Below are 19,756 nucleotides of genomic sequence, written 5' to 3' on the forward strand. Positions count from 1 at the left end.
GCGATGTTCCAGAAAATTCTCATCGCAAACCGTGGCGAGATTGCTTGCCGGGTGATCCGAACCGCCAGGCGCATGGGGATCGCCACGGTGGCGGTCTATTCGGATGCCGATGTTGGGGCGCTGCACGTCGAGATGGCCGACGAAGCGGTTCGGCTGGGGCCCGCGAGCGCGCAGGAGAGTTACCTCTCGATCGAGCGGATCCTTTCTGCGGCGCAGCGAACTGGCGCCGAAGCCATTCATCCTGGTTACGGGTTTCTCTCGGAGAATGCAGACTTCGCCGCAGCCGTAGAGGCCGCCGGCATTGTCTTCATTGGGCCGCAGCCGTCGTCCATTCGTGCCATGGGATTGAAGGATGCCGCAAAGGCGTTAATGGATCAGTCGGGCGTGCCGGTCGTTCCCGGCTACCATGGCGAGGAACAAGACGACGGGTTTCTCGCCGATCAGGCGACCCTGATCGGGTACCCCGTGCTGATCAAGGCACGCGCGGGTGGCGGCGGCAAGGGCATGCGCCGCGTCGACAGCGAGGAGGATTTTCCCGAAGCACTTGCTGCTGCGCGGCGAGAGGCGAAGGCCGCATTCGGCGACGATGCCGTTCTGATCGAGCGCTACCTCATTCGCCCGCGCCATATCGAGGTTCAGATCTTCGGCGATCGGCACGGCAATGTTGTGCATCTTTTCGAACGTGATTGTTCGCTCCAGCGCCGCCATCAGAAGGTGATCGAAGAAGCGCCGGCGCCGGGAATGACGCCGGAGATGCGTCGTGCCATGGGTGAAGCCGCGGTACGCGCGGCGCGTGCCATTTCCTATCGTGGTGCCGGCACGGTCGAGTTCATCGCGGATGTCTCGAACGGCCTCTGGCCGGATCGTTTCTATTTCATGGAGATGAATACCCGTCTTCAGGTCGAGCATGCCGTTACCGAAGCGATTGCCGGGGTCGATCTCGTCGAGTGGCAATTGCGTGTGGCGTTCGGCGAGCCGCTGCCGAAGAAGCAGTCGGAGCTTGAGATCTATGGCTGGGCCTTCGAGGCCCGGATCTACGCGGAGGATGCGGCCAAGGGCTTCCTGCCCGCGACGGGGACGATCAGGCATCTGGATTTTCCGGAGGTTACGGCGCGGATCGATGCCGGGATCCGTCCGGGCGATACCGTCTCGGCTCACTACGATCCCCTGATCGCCAAGATGGTCGTACACGGGCCCAGCCGGAGTGTCGCCCTGTTGCGACTGACCAGGGCCTTGCAGAGCTCGCATGTCGTCGGTGTCACCACCAATCTCGACTTCCTCGCCAGATTGAGCGAGCAGGACGAATTTGTCGCTGGCCATCCGGATACCGGGCTGATCGATCGCAATCTTCAATCTCTGACCGCGCTTGAGCCGCCTGCGGACACGGTGATCGCGCTTGCCGGCGTGTTGTCACTGGGTACGCTTGCGCGATCATCGGATGGCGATCCCTGGCTCACGCTGGGACATTGGCAGCTTTGGAGCGAGATGCAGCGCATCGTCGTTCTGAACTATGAAGGAGGGCATTCAACGCTACGGATTGCGGCTAAGGGTTTCGATTTCTTCGCCGTGCATGATGGACGGCGGGTCATTCCCGTGAAGATCGTCAGCCGGCAGGACGATGGTTGCCGGGTGGAGGTCGATGCCCGGCAGGTGCAGGTCAAGGCTAGTATGGCGGCGCATCACCTGGTCGTCAGCGTCGACCACCGAACGCATGTGTTCCATCTCGGTAACCCGCTCGATTTCAGTGCCACGGATGTTGCTGATGGCAACAGACTGATCGCGCCGATGCCGGGCTTTGTGAAGATCGTGCGGACGAGTTCGGGGGCGGAGGTCGCCAAGGGTGATGCGCTTGTCGTCATGGAAGCCATGAAGATGGAGCTGACGCTTGTCGCAGCCCGCGATGGGACGGTGGAAGCCGTCGAGGTGAGCGAAGGGCAGCAAGTCGACGAAGGAGCCGTACTTCTGACGCTGCGGGTAGAGGAGACGTGATGCAGCCCGGAGAATCGTCATTGCTGCCCCGGGACGTCTCGATCGTCGAGATGGCACCCCGCGATGGCCTCCAGAACGAGAAGAACCTGATCCCGACGGCGACGAAGATCGCCCTCATCGACATGATCTCGGAATGTGGTTTCGAGCGGATCGAGGCGACGAGCTTTGTCAGCCCGAAGTGGGTGCCGCAACTTGCTGACGCCGCCGAAGTGATGGCCGGCATCAAGCGCAGGCCGGGGGTCCGCTATGCCGTTTTGACCCCGAATATGAAGGGGTTTGAGGCTGCAATGGCCGCGGGCGCGGACGAAGTCGCGATCTTTGCGTCCGCCTCGGAGAGCTTCTCGCAACAGAATATCAACTGTTCCATCGCCGAGAGTATCGAACGCTTCAAGCCGGTTGCCGAAGCAAGCCGTGCACGTGGCGTTCCAATGCGTGGTTATGTCAGCTGCGTGGTCGAATGTCCCTATGAGGGGCCCATTTCGCCGGATGCGACGGCGCGCGTCGTCGAGAGCCTGCATGCATTGGGCTGCTACGAGATCAGTCTCGGCGACACGATCGGCAAGGGACGACCGGAAGAGGTCGATCAGATGCTGGTAACGGTCCTCTCCTGTGCGCCGGCGACGATGCTTGCGGGTCATTTCCACGACACCGACGGCTGGGCCTTGGACAATATCGGGGTTTCCTTGAAGCACGGGCTGCGGGTTTTCGACGCGTCGGTCGGCGGATTGGGCGGTTGCCCCTATGCTCCGGGCGCAAAGGGCAATGTCGATACTTTGGCTGTCGCTGAGTTCCTTACCCGCAAGGGCTATCGGACCGGGCTCGCGCCCGAGAAGCTGGAAGAGGCCGCCGATTTTGCCCAGAGCCTAAGGAGCGAGGCATAATGCCGAAAACGCTGATGATTTCGATCGACGAACGCGGCGTTGCGCGGCTTACGCTCACCCGTGAGGACAAGCACAATGCCATGTCCGCCGAAATGATCGACGAGTTGACGGAGGCCGCAAGCGCGCTCGGGTCGGATGGACGGGTGCGAGTCGTCGTGCTTGCTGGAGCGGGCAAGAGCTTCTGTGCCGGCGGTGACCTGGAGTGGATGAGAGCCCAGTTCAAGGCGAGCCGGGCGGAGAGAATCGCCGAAGCGCGGCGGCTGGCGATGATGTTCAAGGCCCTGAACGAGCTTCCGAAGCCGCTCATTGGCTGCGTCCACGGGAGCGCCTTTGGCGGCGGTATCGGGCTGATCAGCGTCTGCGATACAGTGATTGCCTCGGAGGCGGCGCGCTTCGGCCTGACGGAAGTTCGGCTTGGGTTGATACCGGCAACGATCAGCCCTTACGTCGTAGCGCGGATCGGCAGCCCTGCGGCACGATCCCTCTTCGTCTCCGGTCGAACCTTCGATGCTGCCCATGCCAAATCCATCGGTCTCGTCGCCTCTGTTGTTCCCGCTGCGAACCTCGACCGTGCTGTCGACCTCGAGATCGCGGAATTCATCGCGGCCTCACCGGAGGCAGCGACACGCGCCAAGGCCCTTGCGCTGTCTCTTGCGCCGCCCATCACGGAAGAGATCATCGAGAGCGTGATTTCCAAGCTTGCAGACAGCTGGGAGACCACAGAGGCGCAGGCGGGCATAACCGCCTTCTTCGAAAAGCGGCGGTCGAATCGATAACGGGAAGCTTCGAGACCGGTCAGTGGCGGCACGGTGAAGGCGGCGTGTGAGGTCGGATGGCCGCGAGGGCGCGCCAGTTATCCGACATTCGAAGCCAGCTGTGTGTGTACTGGTGCCCGTATCCTTCGCCGCTGGAGGAACTGAAACTCGTCCGCGCGGTCAAGTGCGATTGAAAACGGGACTTGTTCCAGCCAATGTGCTCCCTTCCAGCCTCGAAGAGATACCTTCCCGGGACACCTTTGCGTCATCTGCAAAACGACATAGCTCATCGTTGAACCTGGTAGGGTTCTCCAAAAAAGGTGCGTGCCCCGTTGCCGCATACCACGATGCCGTGGCTTCAGGACATAACGCTAGAAGGTGCCGCCCCATCGCCGGCAGGATCACCGTGTCCTCTTGGCCGTGCGTGACAAGGATGGGCACCGCAAGAGCGGTCAGTACATCGTCAGAATCGATCTCGCGGGTGAGCAGCGCAGCCCGGATTTTCGCTGGCACGGCCATGTTCCAGCAGATCGCCGTTTCGAATACCTCGGAAGGCAGTTGCGAATAAGTACACCCGCGCACGAAATTGCGGATTGCTTCGATGTTGCCAGGCAGGTCCTCGCTCGTGGCACCAATGACGTGGTCAAGGAAGCCCGGGCCAATCAAGGTGCCGAATGCTGCCTTATTGAGCGTGGTCGCCGCGCCTACAAAGTTGATGCCCGCAACCTTCGCCGTTCCATGGGCCCGGAGGTAGTCGCAAATAATGAAGCCGGCGTAGGACCAGCCCACAAAAACGGGACTGCGGAGGTTGAGTTGATCTACGACAGCGGCGATATCGTCGGCCCAAAGCTGCGGCTCGGTATAATACTCCGTTTCGAGCGGGGCCTCCGACATGCCGTGACCGCGCAGGTCCAGGACTACGAGGCGAAAGTCCTCGGCAAGCATGCTCTCATACTGGTTCTTCCAGCAGAGATGGTTCTGTGACCACCCGTGGATGAAGAGGATCGAAGGAGCGTCTTCTTTTCCCCACTCGCGAACATGCAGTCGCAATCCTGCGCCGCCGGTTACAGTGTGAACCTTCATCGTCGTGCCTCCTCGTCAGCGTCGAGAACTGTAGGAAGCACTTTATTCTGCCGGCGTGAGAAGGAGTGTGGGAGGAATCGTTGAAAATGCCGGGCGGATCGTTGAAAAGGCGCCCCTCGGGTGCGATCGCGCTTGAACGAGAGGCGGGAGCCAAACTCGGTTGATAGCGTCTCCAAGACCGTCGGGCGCGCCAAGGCGCCAGTCACAAGGCTACGCTGTTTCGGCGACGAAGCGCGTTACTTCACGAACAAACCGCTCAAAGGCGGGTTCGTTGGCGAGGAGAATGTGGTTGGCGCTATCGAGATCGACAAATCGAGCCCCGGGGATGCCGGTCGCAAACTCCCTTCCGCACTGAAAGGGAACGACCATGTCTTTTCTTGCGTGCAAGACCAGCGTCGGAATCGTCACCTGCGACAGGACATCCGAAACGTCGATCTCTCCGAACGCCTCGTGCAGGCGACCTGCGTTGCTGGGCGACACAGAAATGTGCTGCAATTCGTCAAACCAATCCATCTGCACCTCGTCCGCCCCTGGAATGAACATTGCAGTGAACAGATGTCGAAAAACCGGATTGTTCTGACCCCATCCTTCCCTGATCAAAGCGGTCATTGCCTCATGCGTTGCCACCTCRTGGCTGTCGCTTCGCTTTCGCCAGCCTTTTACAAATCCTCCGTACAGGATGAGCCCCGAAATCCGTTCGGGGTGTCGGACAGCGTAGGCAACGGAGACGGCACAGCTTTGCGATACACCCAGCAGCGTGAACCGATCGAGGCCCGCCGCGTCGACCACGCTCTCCAGGTCCGCAATCATCGCCGCAAACGAGATATCCTCGGCAATCCAGTCCGAGAGTCCGGTGCCGCGCTCGTCGTAGCGTATCAGCTTCGTCTTCTCCGACAGGGCGTCGATCCAATGCGTCCACACCGGACTTTCCCAATCATACTGGAGATGCGACATCCAATGTGCGGCTCTTACGATCGGTGATCCCCGCCCACACACCGCGTAAGCGATTGTTACCCGATCCGCGGTTTTGCAGAAGCGAATTTCCTGCGATCTTTTGCTGGGCGTCACTGCTGGCCACGGGACATCCGTTTCAAAGTTCCGCGAGATGAAAGCTGATCCAGGCTGTGAAGGTGGAAGTGACCGGAGTGGGACATCGCGAGACCCGTTGCTCACGCCGGAGACTGAAGGCTCCGGCCACTGTTCGGGGCGATCGACGGCGGCAATCTCGTTGGTAAGGCGATCGAGCACCAGGGAATAGACGTTTACTCGCTCAGGTCGGTCTTGCAGGCGTCGAACAAGGGCGCGCAGAATCTCCATGTGCACCCGAAGCGTAATATCCCGGTGACATAGCCGCCACGCTTCAAAGTTTGGGCAGTGCGGGAGGCATAGGCCATCGAGAAATTCACCACGAAATGTCGCGGCAAGCGACTCCAATCTCTCCGTGTCCAAGCGGTCGAGGTCCGCGGGCCTCAGAGAAGCCATACCCTTGAAGTCCACCTCGACCGTCTGGGGGCTGAGGAGAACGGAATTGTGGTCCGCATGCAGACGCACATGACCTTCCGTATTCACGATTGGCCTCAGCTTGTGAAGGCTCCACCTTAGGGAAGCCCGAGGGTCGTCCGGAACTTCCCAGAACATCTTGCAAAGATGCTCGCGACGTTGGGCTCTTCCGACGACAGCCAAATAGGCAAGAAGGGCACGGGTTTTCTTTGACTGCGGCAGAGGCAAAAGCTGTCCCTGCTGCGTGACGTTAAGTTCGCCCAATACCTTGATGGTTAGCTGGCCGACCATGATACACCAACCCAACGGAGTGCTCAGCCGACAGCTTAGAGCAATGCAGCTCAAGATAAAATCGGCTTCGCCTACCGTTCGGCGAGCTACGAGCGCGGGCCGCCGCAAGTGTATCCGATGGGGCCGCAGGCAGTCACGAGAACTCGCTTGCCGAACTCGGTTAGGTTTATCGCCTGCCACGCCATCGGATAGAGCTATTTTCCGTCGGTGCTTCCCGATAGTTTTGCGGCAGTCTTTGCCTTCCCTTGTAAGTCCGCCTCATCGGCAAGAATGGCGGCGGTCTCGTTCAGCAAGACGTCTTTTGCGTTCTTGCGGGCATTTTCCATAGCAATATCAGCGCTCAGGCTGCGCTCGTTTGACTGCAGTCCATCATCTGAACCAGAATCTTCGCTATCGCTTGCTTGCGCTTGAGACTTGAGCCGCTCCTCGCGAGCAGCCGCTTCCTTGCGACGTTCGGCTTCATTCAGGGAGATAACCCCTTTCTCGCGCTGCGCCTTCAGGTCAGCAATGTCTTTCAACAGTCGTTGGAAGTCCGGGTCGCTCTCGACCCGTGCATCATGGCGGCTTTGCAACGTCGGCAGCGATGCCGCTACAACCTTTGCCGGCGTATAGTTCGCAGGCTTGATTTGCGCCCAGGGCAGGGCGTTATCATAACTGGTCTCGCCGAAGCTTGTCGGATCCGAGAACCCCGGCAAGCTGATATCAGGCGTCACGCCCCGCAGCTGCGTCGTACCGCCGTTAATCCGGAAAAACTGGGCAATCGTCACTTTCAGCTCGCCGAATTCCGGTTTGCTGTTGCGAACCATGTCATCAAGATCGACGACGGTTTGAACGGTACCTTTACCGAAGCTTGGTTCGCCGACGATCACGCCTCGACCGTAATCCTGGATCGCCGCGGCAAAGATCTCCGACGCCGATGCTGATCCGCGATTGATCAGGACGCCCACGGGGCCTGTCCAGACTGGCGCCTTAAAATCAGCGCGTCTCACCGCGACCTTGCCGTCGCTGCCGCGTTGTTGAACGACCGGACCCTTGCCGATGAACAGACCGGTCAAATCGACCGCTTCGTCTAGAGAGCCGCCGCCATTGTTGCGCAGGTCAATAAGAACGCTGTCGACCTTTTCTTGCTCCAGTTCGCCGAGAAGCTTTGCGACGTCGCGGGTTGCGCTTTTATAGTCCTTGTCGCCTTTGCGCTTGGCTTCAAAATCCTCATAGAATGCCGGTAGGGTGATCACCCCGACTTTACGCGTGGCGTCGCCCACTTTCACGGGCAGCACGGTCTTGCTGGCAGCCTGCTTCTCGAGGCTGATTTTGTCGCGCACCAGGCTGATGGTGCGATGGGTGGCATCTGCTCCGGCATCCGCCGGCAGGACGTCCAAGCGCACGACGGAGCCTTTCTTGCCTCGTATCAATTGCACGACTTCATCGAGGCGTGTACCCATCACGTCCTTTATCGCCCCGTCCTTGCCTTGACCGACACCGGTGATGCGGTCTCCGACCGAGAGCTTACCGGATAGCTGCGCCGGCCCCCCAGGCACGAGTTCACGGATTGTCGTGTAGTCGTCGCGTTCCTGTAGCACCGCACCGATGCCAACCAGTGAAAGCTTCATCGCGATATCGAAGTCGGCGGAAGCGGTCGCGCCGAAATAGTCCGTGTGCGGGTCGACCGAGGTCGTATAGGCGTCCATGAACGACTGGAAAACGTCGTCGCTCTTGTACTTGTAAGCGCGCTCGAGCGTGTTTGCGTACCGTTTGTCGAGCGTCTCGCGAATAGCCGCGTCGGCTTTACCGCCTAGTTTCAACCGCAACCAGTCGCTTTTGACGCGCTTGCGCCAAAGCTCGTTGCTGTCGGCTTCCGACTGCGGCCAAGGTTCCTTATCGCGCAGGACGGAAAAATCTTCCTTCGCACCGAAATCGAAGTCCTGCTTAATCAAGGTGCGCGCGTAGTTCATGCGGTCGACAACGCGTTTCTCATACACGTTGAAGATCGCAAACGGGATCTTCAAGTCCTCCCGTTTGATGGAATCGTCGATCTCGTTCCGTTCAGACATGAACTTGTCGATATCCGTTTGCAGAAAGAGCATGTGGTCCGGATCGAGGGACTTGATGTACCGATCCAGGACCTTGGCCGACAAGGCGTCGTCAAGAGGAATGGGTTTATAGCTGAACCGCGTGAGGAATTGCGCACTTAGCTGAGCGGCTTGTGCCTGTTGCTTTTGCGGCTGCAAAACAGGCGGAGACGCGACGTCAGCATATGCAGGCTGTACGATTGCAAGAACTGCACCAAGGAAAACATAGGTTATGCGCATTCAGCGTTGATCCAATTCTTAAGGCCGAGAGTCAATGTGCGATCTAGGTCAAGCAAATTATGGTTTTTTGACAATCGAATCGATCAAATCGCCAATTTCCTGCGGCGGAAAGTCCGTTCGACGGACAGTAAGTGCACCCGTCGCCGGGGTATTGCTGGGAGGAGCCGGAGATTCTGGCAAGCTTTTTTTGTGAGAAAGGTGAAACCATGCTGGTGCACCCCCGCCCCTCCGCAACCGTTCATCTTCGTCACAGTGGAGATCGTAAACCAGCAGATCCGATAGAGGACGGATTCTACAAAGAATGAGTTGACCGTTTTCGATGGCGGGACGACACTTGCAACCTGCAGCAAGGCGGGAGAGAGAGAACGATGGACGAGCAAGACCGCTGGCGTCACATGGCAAGCGCGCCGAAAGACGGCAGTCGGATCCTCGTCACGATCCGCCAGTCCGAACAGGGGCCGGCAGAAGTCGACCTCGCCTATTGGTCGAATGGCGATCAGTTCGGTGCGGAAGGCTGGCGTGCCTCTGATTCCTCGCCAGGCCGAATCATTGAATATGCCGAGCCCGAAATGAAGTGCTGGATGCCGATGCCCTCGGCCAATCTCAATCGTGCGTCGATGCCCTCACCCTGGGAAGGCGACGACGCACAGGAGCTCGACGGGTCAGGGATTTGAGAGCTCGCGCCAGGATCGCTAACGCTTCTGTTGTGGCGCTGGCATCAATTGTATGGGGGCAGCCAGACTCCGCGTCCGCATGACTTTCAGGATGGTCACGACATCCTCGCGCTATCTGGTAGCGTTTGGCCGCTTCGGCAAAAAACGCGACGCGTGGGAACCGACCCGTCGCCCGATTTCGTTGGCGATAGCCTTTAGATCGTAAGGCTTGGGAAAGAAGCTCGCGTCCCAATCCAGGTCAGTAAGATCGATTTCACGACCAGACGTCACCAAGACGTGGATGAACGGCTTTGTCGCCTTGATGAGCCTCGCGAGATCCAGGCCGTTGAGTGCCCCAGGCATCTCCACGTCGGTCACGATCGCATCAACGTCATCGTTCACTCCAAGTGCCGCGATCGCCTCAAGCACGTTCCCGCATTCGATGACGCTGTAACCTTCCTCAAGCAGTTGGTCTGCCAGCACGAAGCGAATGAGGGGTTCATCTTCCACGATAAGGATCTTTGCCACTACTCGCATACTCCGTTTCGGATGCCGGTCTAACGCGCCAGGAGAGCAAATCGGTCCTCAAGGAAGAATGCGATTTGGTTACATGTTTAATAAAATGCAAATCAGTTTCGCGAGGTGATTTCGCAGTCTATCCAGGATGATCGACACACCGTGTTCAACGCCAGACGGAGAACACCGCGAGGATCGGAATCCGTCGACGACGTTGCCGGACAGCTGCACCGAGTGCCATTCCCTTCCCAGATCAACACTCGCTGTCGCACATTAACTATGGGTTAACCATAATCGTCGTTTACCATAGGTAGCGGCCTCAAGGGTCGTTGATTCGGAAGTCCAATGCGTAATCTCGCATGGACGTGAGGAAAGACGATTGCGGCGACCCGAAACGTCCAGTGTACTGAAGGCGTCATGCTTGGCACTGCTTGCCGGGCTTGTGGTCGGATGTCAGTCGTCAGGAAATGTCAGGCGCCCAAACGTCTCCGAGACGGTGCCCGCCGAAAGGGCGCTGGCCTTGCCCCCGCCTGGTGGTCCCTCGATCGTCAGTGTCGTCGAGCGCAAGCGTGGCAATGGCACAGAGCAGACGATTTCGCTCTACACGTCGTCTTCCGTGTCCGGTCAGAATTTTCTCGGGGTGCAGTTTTTTGGGGCATCAGGAGCCAATCCTGGCATCGGAAACGCCTCCTTTAGGATGGTCAGCGAGGACGGGATAATCCGCGAAGCCTTTGCGGCCGTTCCCGGCGTGCAGATGACGCGCTCGGCGACTTATCTGCAAAACAGCTATGGACCGTTCGGCTATGCCTCGGGCCTGAGCGGTTCGGGCGATACCTGTATTTATGGCTGGCAGCAGATCCGCTCAAGCAGATCCGCGCAGACGCAAGCGCGCAACTTCGGAATGATCCAGGTGCGGTTGCGCCTCTGTGATGCCCGGGCAACCGAAAGACAGTTGCTCGGAATCATGTACGGCTACACGATCGTTGGGATGCTGGATGGAGAAATCTGGAATCCGTTCGGGCATCCGCAGGGCACTGATCCGACGCTCGGGCGCCCCGGCAATCCGATCTATCCAGACGAGGGCGGCTATAGAAACACGCCGATGGCTTTTGGCTATGAACCAGCCCGTCCGGAAATCCAATCTCGTGTCGTTCGCGTACGCAGCGTTCAGCCGAGAGTCGAGGAGGCGCCCGTGCAATTGCCGCCGCCGACCGGCCCTCGCGTTCCGTTGCCTGATGGCTCGAGCAGTCTGCCGCAGCCAGACATGTCAGCCGCGCCTTCGGCCGAACAGACGCAACCGAGAACCGCGGTGGCGAGCGGCCTGACGGTGCCGTCACCGGAGTGCATAGGGGATTCGGCCATGACGGCCGCGTGCCAGAAGAAGTAGACGTGAGACGGCTGCGGTGTTCCTAAGCGCCCGGCCCGCATTGTCAAAGGGATGTTGATGCATAAAGCCCGAAGCATCATTACGTGGGCCTTCGTTTCTCTGTGCGTGATCGTTCTGATCACATTGCCTGTGAACCTGCAGACACAGCTGATCGCGAGCTTTGTTGTCGTCGCCGTGATGGCGATCATCAAGGGGCTGAAGGCTGAAGGCACCTGGAGACTGATTGCGCTTGCCTTTGGCACCTCCATCGTTCTTCGCTATGTCTATTGGCGAACGACCAATACGCTGCCGCCGATTAACCAGCCGGAAAATTTCATCCCTGGCCTGCTGCTCTATCTCGCGGAAATGTATAGCGTGGCGATGTTGGCACTCAGCCTGTTCATCGTCGCCACGCCCTTGCCTCCGCGTCCATCGCGCGCGAGCAAGGAAGAGCGGTTTCCGCATGTCGACGTGTTCGTCCCCTCCTACAACGAGGACTCCCACCTTCTCGCCAACACGCTGGCCGCGGCAAAGGCCATGGATTATCCGGCCGAAAGACTGCACGTCTGGCTGCTGGATGACGGTGGTACACTGCAGAAGCGCAATTCCAACAAGCTTCTCGAAGCCCAGGCCGCGGTGGCGCGCCATGACGAACTCAAGAAGCTTTGCGAGGATCTCGACGTCCGCTACCTCACGCGTGACCGCAATGAGCATGCCAAAGCGGGCAACCTCAACAACGGAATGAAGCAATCAAGCGGCGAGCTGATCGCCGTGTTCGATGCGGACCACGCGCCGGCACGCGACTTCCTGCTCGAAACCGTCGGCTATTTCGACGACGATCCGAAGCTGTTTCTTGTCCAGACCCCGCATTTCTTCATCAATCCGGATCCGCTCGAACGAAATCTTCGAACCTTCGAGAGGATGCCGAGCGAGAACGAGATGTTTTACGGCATCATCCAGCGCGGTCTCGACAAATGGAATGCCGCCTTCTTCTGCGGTTCAGCCGCCGTCCTTAGCCGGAGGGCGCTCGAATCCCAGGGAGGCTTCAGCGGCATCAGCATCACCGAGGATTGCGAAACCGCGCTTGCGCTTCATGGCAGCGGATGGAACAGCATCTATGTGGACAAGCCGCTGATCGCCGGGCTGCAGCCCGCGACATTTGCGAGCTTCATCGGCCAGCGCAGCCGCTGGGCGCAGGGAATGATGCAGATCTTGCGTTTCCGTTTCCCGCTGCTGAAGCGTGGCCTGACACTGCCGCAACGCCTTTGCTATATGTCGTCGACGCTCTTCTGGCTCTTCCCCTTCCCGCGTACGATTTTCCTGTTCGCGCCGCTTTTCTATCTCTTCTTCGATCTTGAGATCTTCACGGCATCGGGCGGCGAGTTCTTGGCCTATACGCTTGCCTATATGCTCGTGAACCTGATGATGCAGAACTATCTCTACGGGTCCTTCCGCTGGCCGTGGATCTCGGAGCTCTACGAGTATGTCCAGACGGTCCACCTGCTCCCGGCGGTGGTTTCGGTCATGCTCAATCCGCGCAAGCCAACCTTCAAGGTGACGGCGAAGGACGAGTCGATTGCCGTCAGCCGCTTATCGGAAATCAGCCGGCCGTTCTTCGTGATCTTTGCTGTCCAGCTGATTGCTCTGGCGGTGACCATCTATCGCATCTATGCCGAGCCATATAAGGCCGATGTGACCTTGGTGGTCGGTGGCTGGAACGTCATCAACCTCATTATGGCCGGCTGTGCCCTCGGGGTCGTGTCCGAACGTGGCGAGCGGGCTGCGTCCCGACGCGTGCGTGTGAACCGGCGTTGTGAATTCGGGGTCGGTGGCAAGTGGTACACGGCATCGATCGAAGACGTGTCGGTGCACGGCGCGCGACTGCATGTTTTCAACAAGCAGCTGGATCCCATGGTGATCGGGACCGAGGGGGAAATTCGCTTTCAGCCTCATAGCGGCGCAAGCATGGAAACACTCCCCCTAATCGTCCGCAATATCCAGCCGTCCGGCGAGATCCTGGCCGTTGGCTGCCAATACATTCCGAAGCGCGCGCTCGACCACCGCCTGATCGCCGACCTGATCTTTGCGAATTCCGATCAGTGGACACAGTTCCAGCAGGCGCGACGCCATAACCCAGGCCTCATTCGAGGAACAATCTGGTTTCTCGGCCTTTCGCTCTATCAGACAAGCCGTGGCCTCGTGTACCTCTTCCGGAGCACGAGATCTGAGAGCGAGCGCCCGCATCAGGTCGCGAAGGCAGGAAACTGATGAGGAAGATCACATCAATCCTGGCGTTTCTCCTTTCCGCCTCCGCGGTTGCCTATGCACAGACCGCGCCCTTCGACATGTCGGGCGAGCGTGAGCAAGGGAGCGCCCCGATGGTGCCGCGCCTGACATTACCGGCCACGCCTGCGCCGGCGACCGGCCCGCAAACACCCTCCACGCCGCCTGCACCCGCTGCTAACCCGACGCCACCATTCGCCATCGCACCCGCCTCACCGCCAGCCGCGGCTCAACCGCCGCCCGCGCAGGTGGAAGCGCCTCGCCCACAAACTGCCACGCCACCCCCTCTGCCTGCCGTCCAATCAAGCCTAAGCGCCGCGCTTCGAAGATATGTTGTTCCGTTCGCCAAGCTCGGCCTGGATGGCGAGTATGATCGCAAGTCGTGGTCGGTCTACATCACGCCGGAGCAGGCCGCCGCGCCTGCAAAGTTCAACTTCGCCTATCAGAATGCGGTTGTTGTCGCCCCGGAGGCGTCACAACTGACCGTTCTTCTGAACAATCGGATCGTCGGCCAACAGGCGATCGCCTCACCGGATGCACCATCGAATGTCTCCTTTGATGTCCCAGCGGGACTGCTGCAACCGGGCGCAAATCTTCTGACATTCGAAGCCACACAACGCCACCGCACCGATTGTACCATTGAATCGACCTACGAGCTTTGGACGGATATCGACCCGGCCAAGACCTATCTGAGCTTCAGCGGTCAAGAGGCAGCGAAGTTTTCCAGCACGGACGCCATTCGCGCGATCGGCGTCGATGAAACCGGCAGGACGCAGTTCAATTTTGTCGTACCGGCACTCGAGCAGCCAGGCACGACAAAACCTCTTCTGCGCCTTGCCCAGGGACTCTCGGTTCTGAGCGGCATGCCGAACGAGACATTCTCCTTCAGCGCGGATGCACTGCCCCAGTCTGGTCCCGGGCGCATGACTGTGGTTGTCGGAACGCCGGCAGAGCTCCAACCATTCTTCGCCCCCCCGCCGGCCGCGCAAGCGGCGCCGCTGGCCTCCTTTGTGACCGACCCGAAGTCGGGGGCACCCGTTCTTTTGATCAGCGGCCCGTCCTGGCCCGCAATTTCGGCCGCGATTGAAACCATTGTGTCGACGGTGGATCGGCCCGCGACCGCCATTCGCGATACGTTGGTAACCCAGCGTTGGAGCGCACCGGATGCACCGCTTGTTCTCTCGGCCACAAACCTGACATTTGCGCAGTTGGGCGTGAAGACAACGGAATTTTCGGGACGACGCTTCCGGACCAGTTTCAACATCGCCGTGCCGTCTGATTTCTACGCGAACGCCTATGGCGATGCGACGGTACTGCTGGACGCCGCCTTCACGCAGAATGTCCTGCCCGGCAGCCATATCGACATCTACGTCAACGGCAACATCGCTTCAACGGTGCCGATTTCATCAACGGGTGGGGGCATCTTCCGGCACTTGCCCATTCGCGTGACGATGCGGCATTTCAAGCCGGGCTTAAACACACTGTCTCTCGAAGCCATCCTGATGACGAAAGAGGACGACATATGCGTGCCGGGCACGACGGCCGGTACCACGCCGCGCTTTGCGCTCTTCGACACCAGCGAGATTCACATTCCGGACTTTGCCCGCATCGGGCAGCGACCAAACCTCGCCGGACTGTCAGGGACTGGCTATCCCTACAATCGCGCGACACAGCCCATTCCGCTGTTCATCGACCGGATTGATAGCGACACGCTGTCGGCGACGGCCACGCTACTCGGGCAAATGGCAGTGGTTGCCGGCCGCCCGCTCGACATTGAACCGGCCGCGACACCGGGCGCCATCGGCGAACGGGATGCGATTTTCATCGGCTCGATCTCGCAGATGCCGCCGGCCGTGTTGACGCAGTTGAATGTAGCAACGACCAGTCAGGCGTCCTGGCGACCGCCCGCCGCCGTCCAATCGAACCAGACCGAGCCTTCTGTGACCTTTGACGATTGGCGCTCCAAGGTCAGCGGCGGGGTATGGCGCGGGCAGATCACATCATTTCAGGAGTGGCTGCGCCGCAACTTCGACATTTCGCTGAGTTCACTGCAGTTCGTACCAGGGTCCGAGGAAGTCTTCACGCCCTCGAACGACGACAGCTTCTTGATCGCTCAGGGCAAAAGCGCTGCCGGGGGATCCTCCTGGACGATTGTAACGGCTCCTTCCGCCAAGGACCTGCGCGAGGGCGCCGAAGCCGTTACCACACAGGTCAACTGGCCGCAGATCGCAGGTCATATCACCACCTATTCCAGCAAGACCGGCAAGGTCGAAAGCGTCCCGGTCGGTCGCTTCGATTTCGTGGCCTCTCAGCCCTGGTCCCTCTCAAATTATCGCCTGATTGCTGCGAACTGGCTATCAACGAACATACTGTCCTACGCCTTCCTTCTGGTCGTCCTTTCGCTGCTGATCGGTGTTACCACGGCAAGCATGCTTTCCCGGCTGGGCAGGCGCGAATGAAGAGGTTGCTGAAACTGCTCTGCGCCGCAAGCTTCGCGGTTGTTGCTGTCTGCCAGCCCGCGCAGGCGCAAGGTCCCGGAATTAGCCCGCAGGCATGGGGCGCCTACAAGGCGAAGTTCCTGGATGCCAGCGGCCGCATCGTCGATGATGGCAACGGCAATATCAGCCACAGCGAAGGCCAGGGTTACGGCCTGCTGCTTGCCTACCTTGCCAACAACCCAGCTGACTTCGAACAGATATGGTACTTCACGCGCACCGAACTGTTGCTGCGCGATGACGGCCTGGCCGCCTGGAGATGGGATCCTGCCGTCACGCCGCATGTCACCGATAGCAACAATGCATCGGATGGCGATCTGCTGATCGCCTATGCGTTGGCCCTTGCGGGGTCTGCGTGGAACAAGACCGACTATATGGAGGCGGCTGCGAAGATGGCTCAGGCCCTTCTTTCGCATGTCGTCATCAGTTCAAACGGACACACCCTGTTGCTCCCTGGCGTCAGCGGTTTCAATTCCCCTGATCGCAAGGACGGCCCCGTCATCAATCCCTCCTACTGGGTGTATGAGGCGATCCCGGTCATGGCGCTCCTGGCCCCGTCCAACGCCTGGCAGAAGCTGTCGGACGACGGTCTGCAGCTGCTGCAGGCCATGCAGTTCGGACCACGAAAACTGCCCGCCGATTGGGTGAGCCTCAATCGCATGCCGGAGCCCGCAGCCGGCTTCGACGCGGAATTCGGATACAACAGCCTGCGCATCCCGCTCTATCTCGTGCGCGCGGGAGTTTCGGACAAGGCTCTGCTGTCAAGATTGCGAAAGGGAATGACCGCCGAGGAGGGCACTCCGGCGACAATCGACCTCTCGTCCGGCAAGCCGAAGGCGCTGCTGTCGGACCCGGGTTATCGAATTGTTAACGATGTCGTGGCCTGTGTGACGGAAGGAACCAAGCTGCCTGAGTCGTCGCAGCATTTTGAGCCGTCGCTCTACTATCCATCGACCCTTCATCTTCTTGGGTTGGCATTTGTCGGGGAGAAGCATCCGGAGTGTCTGTGAAATCCTCATCCGTTGCAATTGTCGTTGCGGTGGCGGTGGCTGGTCTGGTGACCGCCCTGAGGGACCGCGTGGCACTTCAGGAGATGCTGGGCTTCGGGCAGTCGGGTCACGCAGCTGCGCCACAATTTATGCTCATGGGACGTGTCACGGGACCGGAAACCAGTCCCAAGCCGCAGATCGACGTCCAGGCCATTGCCGATCGGCTACACGCAGCAACACTGGTTCCGCCGCTTCCTCAACAGGGTGAGACCGCCGGTGACGAGGCCGAAAAGTCGTTGATGGTCGCGCAGGCGCCTCAACAGCAGCCTACGGCGGCTCAGCCAGCCAAGTCAGCCCAGCCGAAAGTCGATGAGAGTGCCTTGCGCTATTTCGCCAGCCGCGGCGACAAGGCGCGCCTGCAGGCCGAGATCGCGCGGCTTCAGGCGCTGTACCCGAACTGGGTGCCGCCCGCCGATCCTCTGGCCGTTCCGCAGAGTGGCGACAGGCAGCTGGAGCAGATGTGGCAACTGTATTCGGAGGGACGCTACGCGGAACTCCGCAAGGCGATTGCCGACCGGCAGGCGTCCGAATCGGGATGGCAGCCGCCGCCTGACCTGCTTGACCGGCTGGATGTCGCCGAGGCCCGCGCGCGCCTCGTCAATGCGTCGGACCTGAAGCAATATGCAACCGTCGTCCAGATCGGCGCCAATACACCGAGCCTCCTGACATGCAGCGACATCGACGTGCTATGGCGGGTTGCCGAAGCTTTCGCGAAGACCGATCGCGCACCGCGCGCCCGGGATGCCTATGTCTATATCCTGAAGAATTGCACAAATCCGCAAGAGCGTGTGGCGACCATTCAGAAGGCGGCCGCCTTGCTTTCCTACGCAGTGATGCAGGATCTCCTGGCGCTTGAACGCCCCGATGGCAACGGCGGCCGCGAATTCGATGGCATTCGCAATGAGCTTGCCCGCCGCTTTGTCGCCGCCGGCAACGGTGACCCCGATCTGGCTGTGGCGCCGGCTTATCTTTCAATCGTGCAACGACTTGCTGAAACGGAGCGGCTGGCATCCGACAGCCTTCTTCTCGGCTGGTACCAGCTTCGCCGGGAAAACTATCCCGATGCGGAAAGATGGTTTCGGGCAGCGCGGGAGAAGGAAGACTCGGCAATCGCTTCCCAGGGTCTGGCGCTGGCGCTGATTGCCGAGAAGAAACCGCAAGAGGCGGAGGACGTCATGTACAAGTGGCGTGGTGCCTCCAAGGATGCGACCGCGACATATCTTGCTGCGACGGCGAACCTGATGGCCCTGCAGCCGCCTGCCAACCTCAGCGAAGAGGTACTTTCGCGCATCGCCAGCGAAATCATTGCCCAGAAATATGTGCCGACGGCACAGCAATTCGGCTGGTTTGCCCGCACTCTCAATCAACCGCAAACAGCGGCGCGCTGGTTCGAGACGGCGCTACGCTGGAAGCCGGATGACGAACCGTCCGCTTACGGATTGGCCATCACGCGCCAGCAGTTGCGGGACCGGGCGGGCGTAGCTGAGATCCAGCGCCTGTGGGGTGGCAGGTCCGAGCGCATCGCACAGTTGGGTGAGGCCACGAACCATCGGACCACAACACCTTCCCTGCCCGCTCCTCCCGGGCAGATGGTGCCGCAAGGTCCAACGGCAGCGTCACCGGAGATTGTCCGGGCACCGCCGGAGCGCATCGAAAGTGCAAACCCGCCAGCCGTCACCGAGGTCGTACGCCAGCCTGCGATGCAAACGGTCACGGTTCGCCGCGGTGCACGACAACTGCGCGGATGCACGACCACGGTCAATGCGCAACTGCTCGATCCGGAAACCGCACTGTCACGGGGCTGGTGCCTGATGGACATCAATCGTCCGATGGAGGCAGCCAAGGCTTTCGACGCAGCGCTCGCCAGTTCAAACCGCAAGACGCGCGAGGACGCAGCCTACGGCCAGAGCCTCGCCTTCCTGCGCGCCGGCCTATCCAACAATGCTGCCGTAGCCGCGACGAAGGCACCGCAGACGCAACAGCGCGCGGCCGAATTGCAGATTGCGATCCTGGCCGACCGAGCTCTCGCCGCCTTCGATGCAAAGCGCTATCGCGAGGCCTTGATATATCTCGATCAGCGCGCCCAGCTTCGCCAGGAACCGATCGATCTGATGGTGCTGCGCGGATATGCCTACCTGAACATGAAGATGTACGGCGATGCCGAGCGGATATTCACTGCCGCGGCCTCGACCGGCAACAAGGATGCAAACCGCGGTCTGGCCGATCTGAAGGCATCGACGCATCCTGATACCGTCGATTAGCGATAACGAGGATTGCTCTGCTGGCGCATGCATGTTGGCGTGAGCGGTGCCATTCAGCGTGCAGCTCACGCGGTCGCCGCGAGCATGGTCGCCGGGCGCACTTCACGCGCTGGATCCGACTCGTTACCAAGACGGGCTCCGCCGCCGGAGTTAGAGAAAACCACAACAAGGCAGCTAATTGGGGAAAATGGCGGAGAGGGTGGGATTTGAACCCACGATACCCTTGCAGGTATGCCGCATTTCGAGTGCGGTGCATTCGACCACTCTGCCACCTCTCCGCGGTCAGGTCGGCGCTTATTCGGCGCGGGGGGCTACATAGCGACAG

The 19,756-nt window shown here is 60.0% G+C and carries 13 protein-coding genes and 1 tRNA gene; 9 read left to right on the plus strand and 5 right to left on the minus strand.

Annotated elements, in window-relative coordinates:
- The first annotated feature begins 3 nt into the window (after nt 1–3).
- Genes AC1DPR_RS02805 through AC1DPR_RS02815 form a run of 3 tightly spaced genes read left to right on the plus strand, consistent with a single transcriptional unit; the run spans nt 4 to nt 3,646 of the window.
- Nucleotides 4–1,989, plus strand: a complete 1,986-nt coding sequence (locus AC1DPR_RS02805) for an acetyl/propionyl/methylcrotonyl-CoA carboxylase subunit alpha (RefSeq protein WP_029792564.1) — start codon at nt 4–6, stop codon at nt 1,987–1,989.
- A complete protein-coding gene (locus tag AC1DPR_RS02810; RefSeq protein ID WP_049809243.1) occupies nt 1,989–2,870 on the plus strand; it encodes a hydroxymethylglutaryl-CoA lyase in 882 nt (293 codons plus the stop codon). Before AC1DPR_RS02805 ends, AC1DPR_RS02810 begins: the two co-directional genes overlap by 1 nt.
- Nucleotides 2,870–3,646, plus strand: coding sequence for a crotonase/enoyl-CoA hydratase family protein (locus AC1DPR_RS02815; RefSeq protein ID WP_029792561.1), 777 nt, complete (start codon nt 2,870–2,872; stop codon nt 3,644–3,646). Before AC1DPR_RS02810 ends, AC1DPR_RS02815 begins: the two co-directional genes overlap by 1 nt.
- A gap of 159 nt (nt 3,647–3,805) precedes the next feature.
- On the opposite strand, the gene AC1DPR_RS02820 is transcribed toward AC1DPR_RS02815, so the two are convergent.
- The 3 genes from AC1DPR_RS02820 to AC1DPR_RS02830 all read right to left on the minus strand — a co-directional run bounded on the left by AC1DPR_RS02820 (nt 3,806) and on the right by AC1DPR_RS02830 (nt 8,808).
- The gene (locus AC1DPR_RS02820; RefSeq protein ID WP_018855964.1) at nt 3,806–4,708 is read right to left on the minus strand and encodes an alpha/beta fold hydrolase; all 903 of its coding nucleotides are present in this window, start codon (nt 4,706–4,708) and stop codon (nt 3,806–3,808) included.
- A 210-nt stretch (nt 4,709–4,918) separates the two neighbouring features.
- Nucleotides 4,919–6,142 (minus strand): alpha/beta fold hydrolase, encoded by a 1,224-nt coding sequence (locus AC1DPR_RS02825; protein ID WP_245267916.1) that lies wholly within the window; start codon nt 6,140–6,142, stop codon nt 4,919–4,921.
- 551 nt (nt 6,143–6,693) lie between these two features.
- Complete coding sequence (locus AC1DPR_RS02830; RefSeq protein WP_018855962.1) at nt 6,694–8,808, minus strand: carboxy terminal-processing peptidase; 2,115 nt, start codon at nt 8,806–8,808, stop codon at nt 6,694–6,696.
- A 368-nt stretch (nt 8,809–9,176) separates the two neighbouring features.
- On the opposite strand from AC1DPR_RS02830, the gene AC1DPR_RS02835 reads away from it, so the two are divergent.
- Nucleotides 9,177–9,482, plus strand: coding sequence for a hypothetical protein (locus tag AC1DPR_RS02835; protein WP_018855961.1), 306 nt, complete (start codon nt 9,177–9,179; stop codon nt 9,480–9,482).
- A 111-nt stretch (nt 9,483–9,593) separates the two neighbouring features.
- On the opposite strand, the gene AC1DPR_RS02840 is transcribed toward AC1DPR_RS02835, so the two are convergent.
- The gene (locus AC1DPR_RS02840; protein ID WP_026371620.1) at nt 9,594–9,998 is read right to left on the minus strand and encodes a response regulator; all 405 of its coding nucleotides are present in this window, start codon (nt 9,996–9,998) and stop codon (nt 9,594–9,596) included.
- Between the two features lie 358 nt (nt 9,999–10,356).
- Between AC1DPR_RS02840 and bcsN the strand changes: the two genes are divergently transcribed.
- Genes bcsN through AC1DPR_RS02865 form a run of 5 tightly spaced genes read left to right on the plus strand, consistent with a single transcriptional unit; the run spans nt 10,357 to nt 19,431 of the window.
- The gene (bcsN, locus tag AC1DPR_RS02845) at nt 10,357–11,364 is read left to right on the plus strand and encodes a cellulose biosynthesis protein BcsN (protein ID WP_192241215.1); all 1,008 of its coding nucleotides are present in this window, start codon (nt 10,357–10,359) and stop codon (nt 11,362–11,364) included.
- Nucleotides 11,365–11,421: 57 nt separating this feature from the next.
- Complete coding sequence (gene bcsA, locus AC1DPR_RS02850; protein WP_018855958.1) at nt 11,422–13,611, plus strand: UDP-forming cellulose synthase catalytic subunit; 2,190 nt, start codon at nt 11,422–11,424, stop codon at nt 13,609–13,611.
- The gene (locus tag AC1DPR_RS02855; RefSeq protein ID WP_018855957.1) at nt 13,611–16,085 is read left to right on the plus strand and encodes a cellulose biosynthesis cyclic di-GMP-binding regulatory protein BcsB; all 2,475 of its coding nucleotides are present in this window, start codon (nt 13,611–13,613) and stop codon (nt 16,083–16,085) included. Before bcsA ends, AC1DPR_RS02855 begins: the two co-directional genes overlap by 1 nt.
- On the plus strand, nt 16,082–17,131 hold the full coding sequence (locus AC1DPR_RS02860; RefSeq protein ID WP_018855956.1) for a family 8 glycosyl hydrolase: 1,050 nt from the start codon (nt 16,082–16,084) through the stop codon (nt 17,129–17,131). Before AC1DPR_RS02855 ends, AC1DPR_RS02860 begins: the two co-directional genes overlap by 4 nt.
- A complete protein-coding gene (locus AC1DPR_RS02865) occupies nt 17,128–19,431 on the plus strand; it encodes a cellulose synthase (protein ID WP_477815727.1) in 2,304 nt (767 codons plus the stop codon). The genes AC1DPR_RS02860 and AC1DPR_RS02865 overlap by 4 nt, the downstream gene beginning before the upstream one ends.
- A 188-nt stretch (nt 19,432–19,619) precedes the next feature.
- On the opposite strand, the gene AC1DPR_RS02870 is transcribed toward AC1DPR_RS02865, so the two are convergent.
- Nucleotides 19,620–19,709 (minus strand) — tRNA-Ser (locus AC1DPR_RS02870).
- Nucleotides 19,710–19,756: the final 47 nt, after the last annotated feature.

This window comes from Rhizobium sp. 01T417 (genome assembly GCF_056398905.1).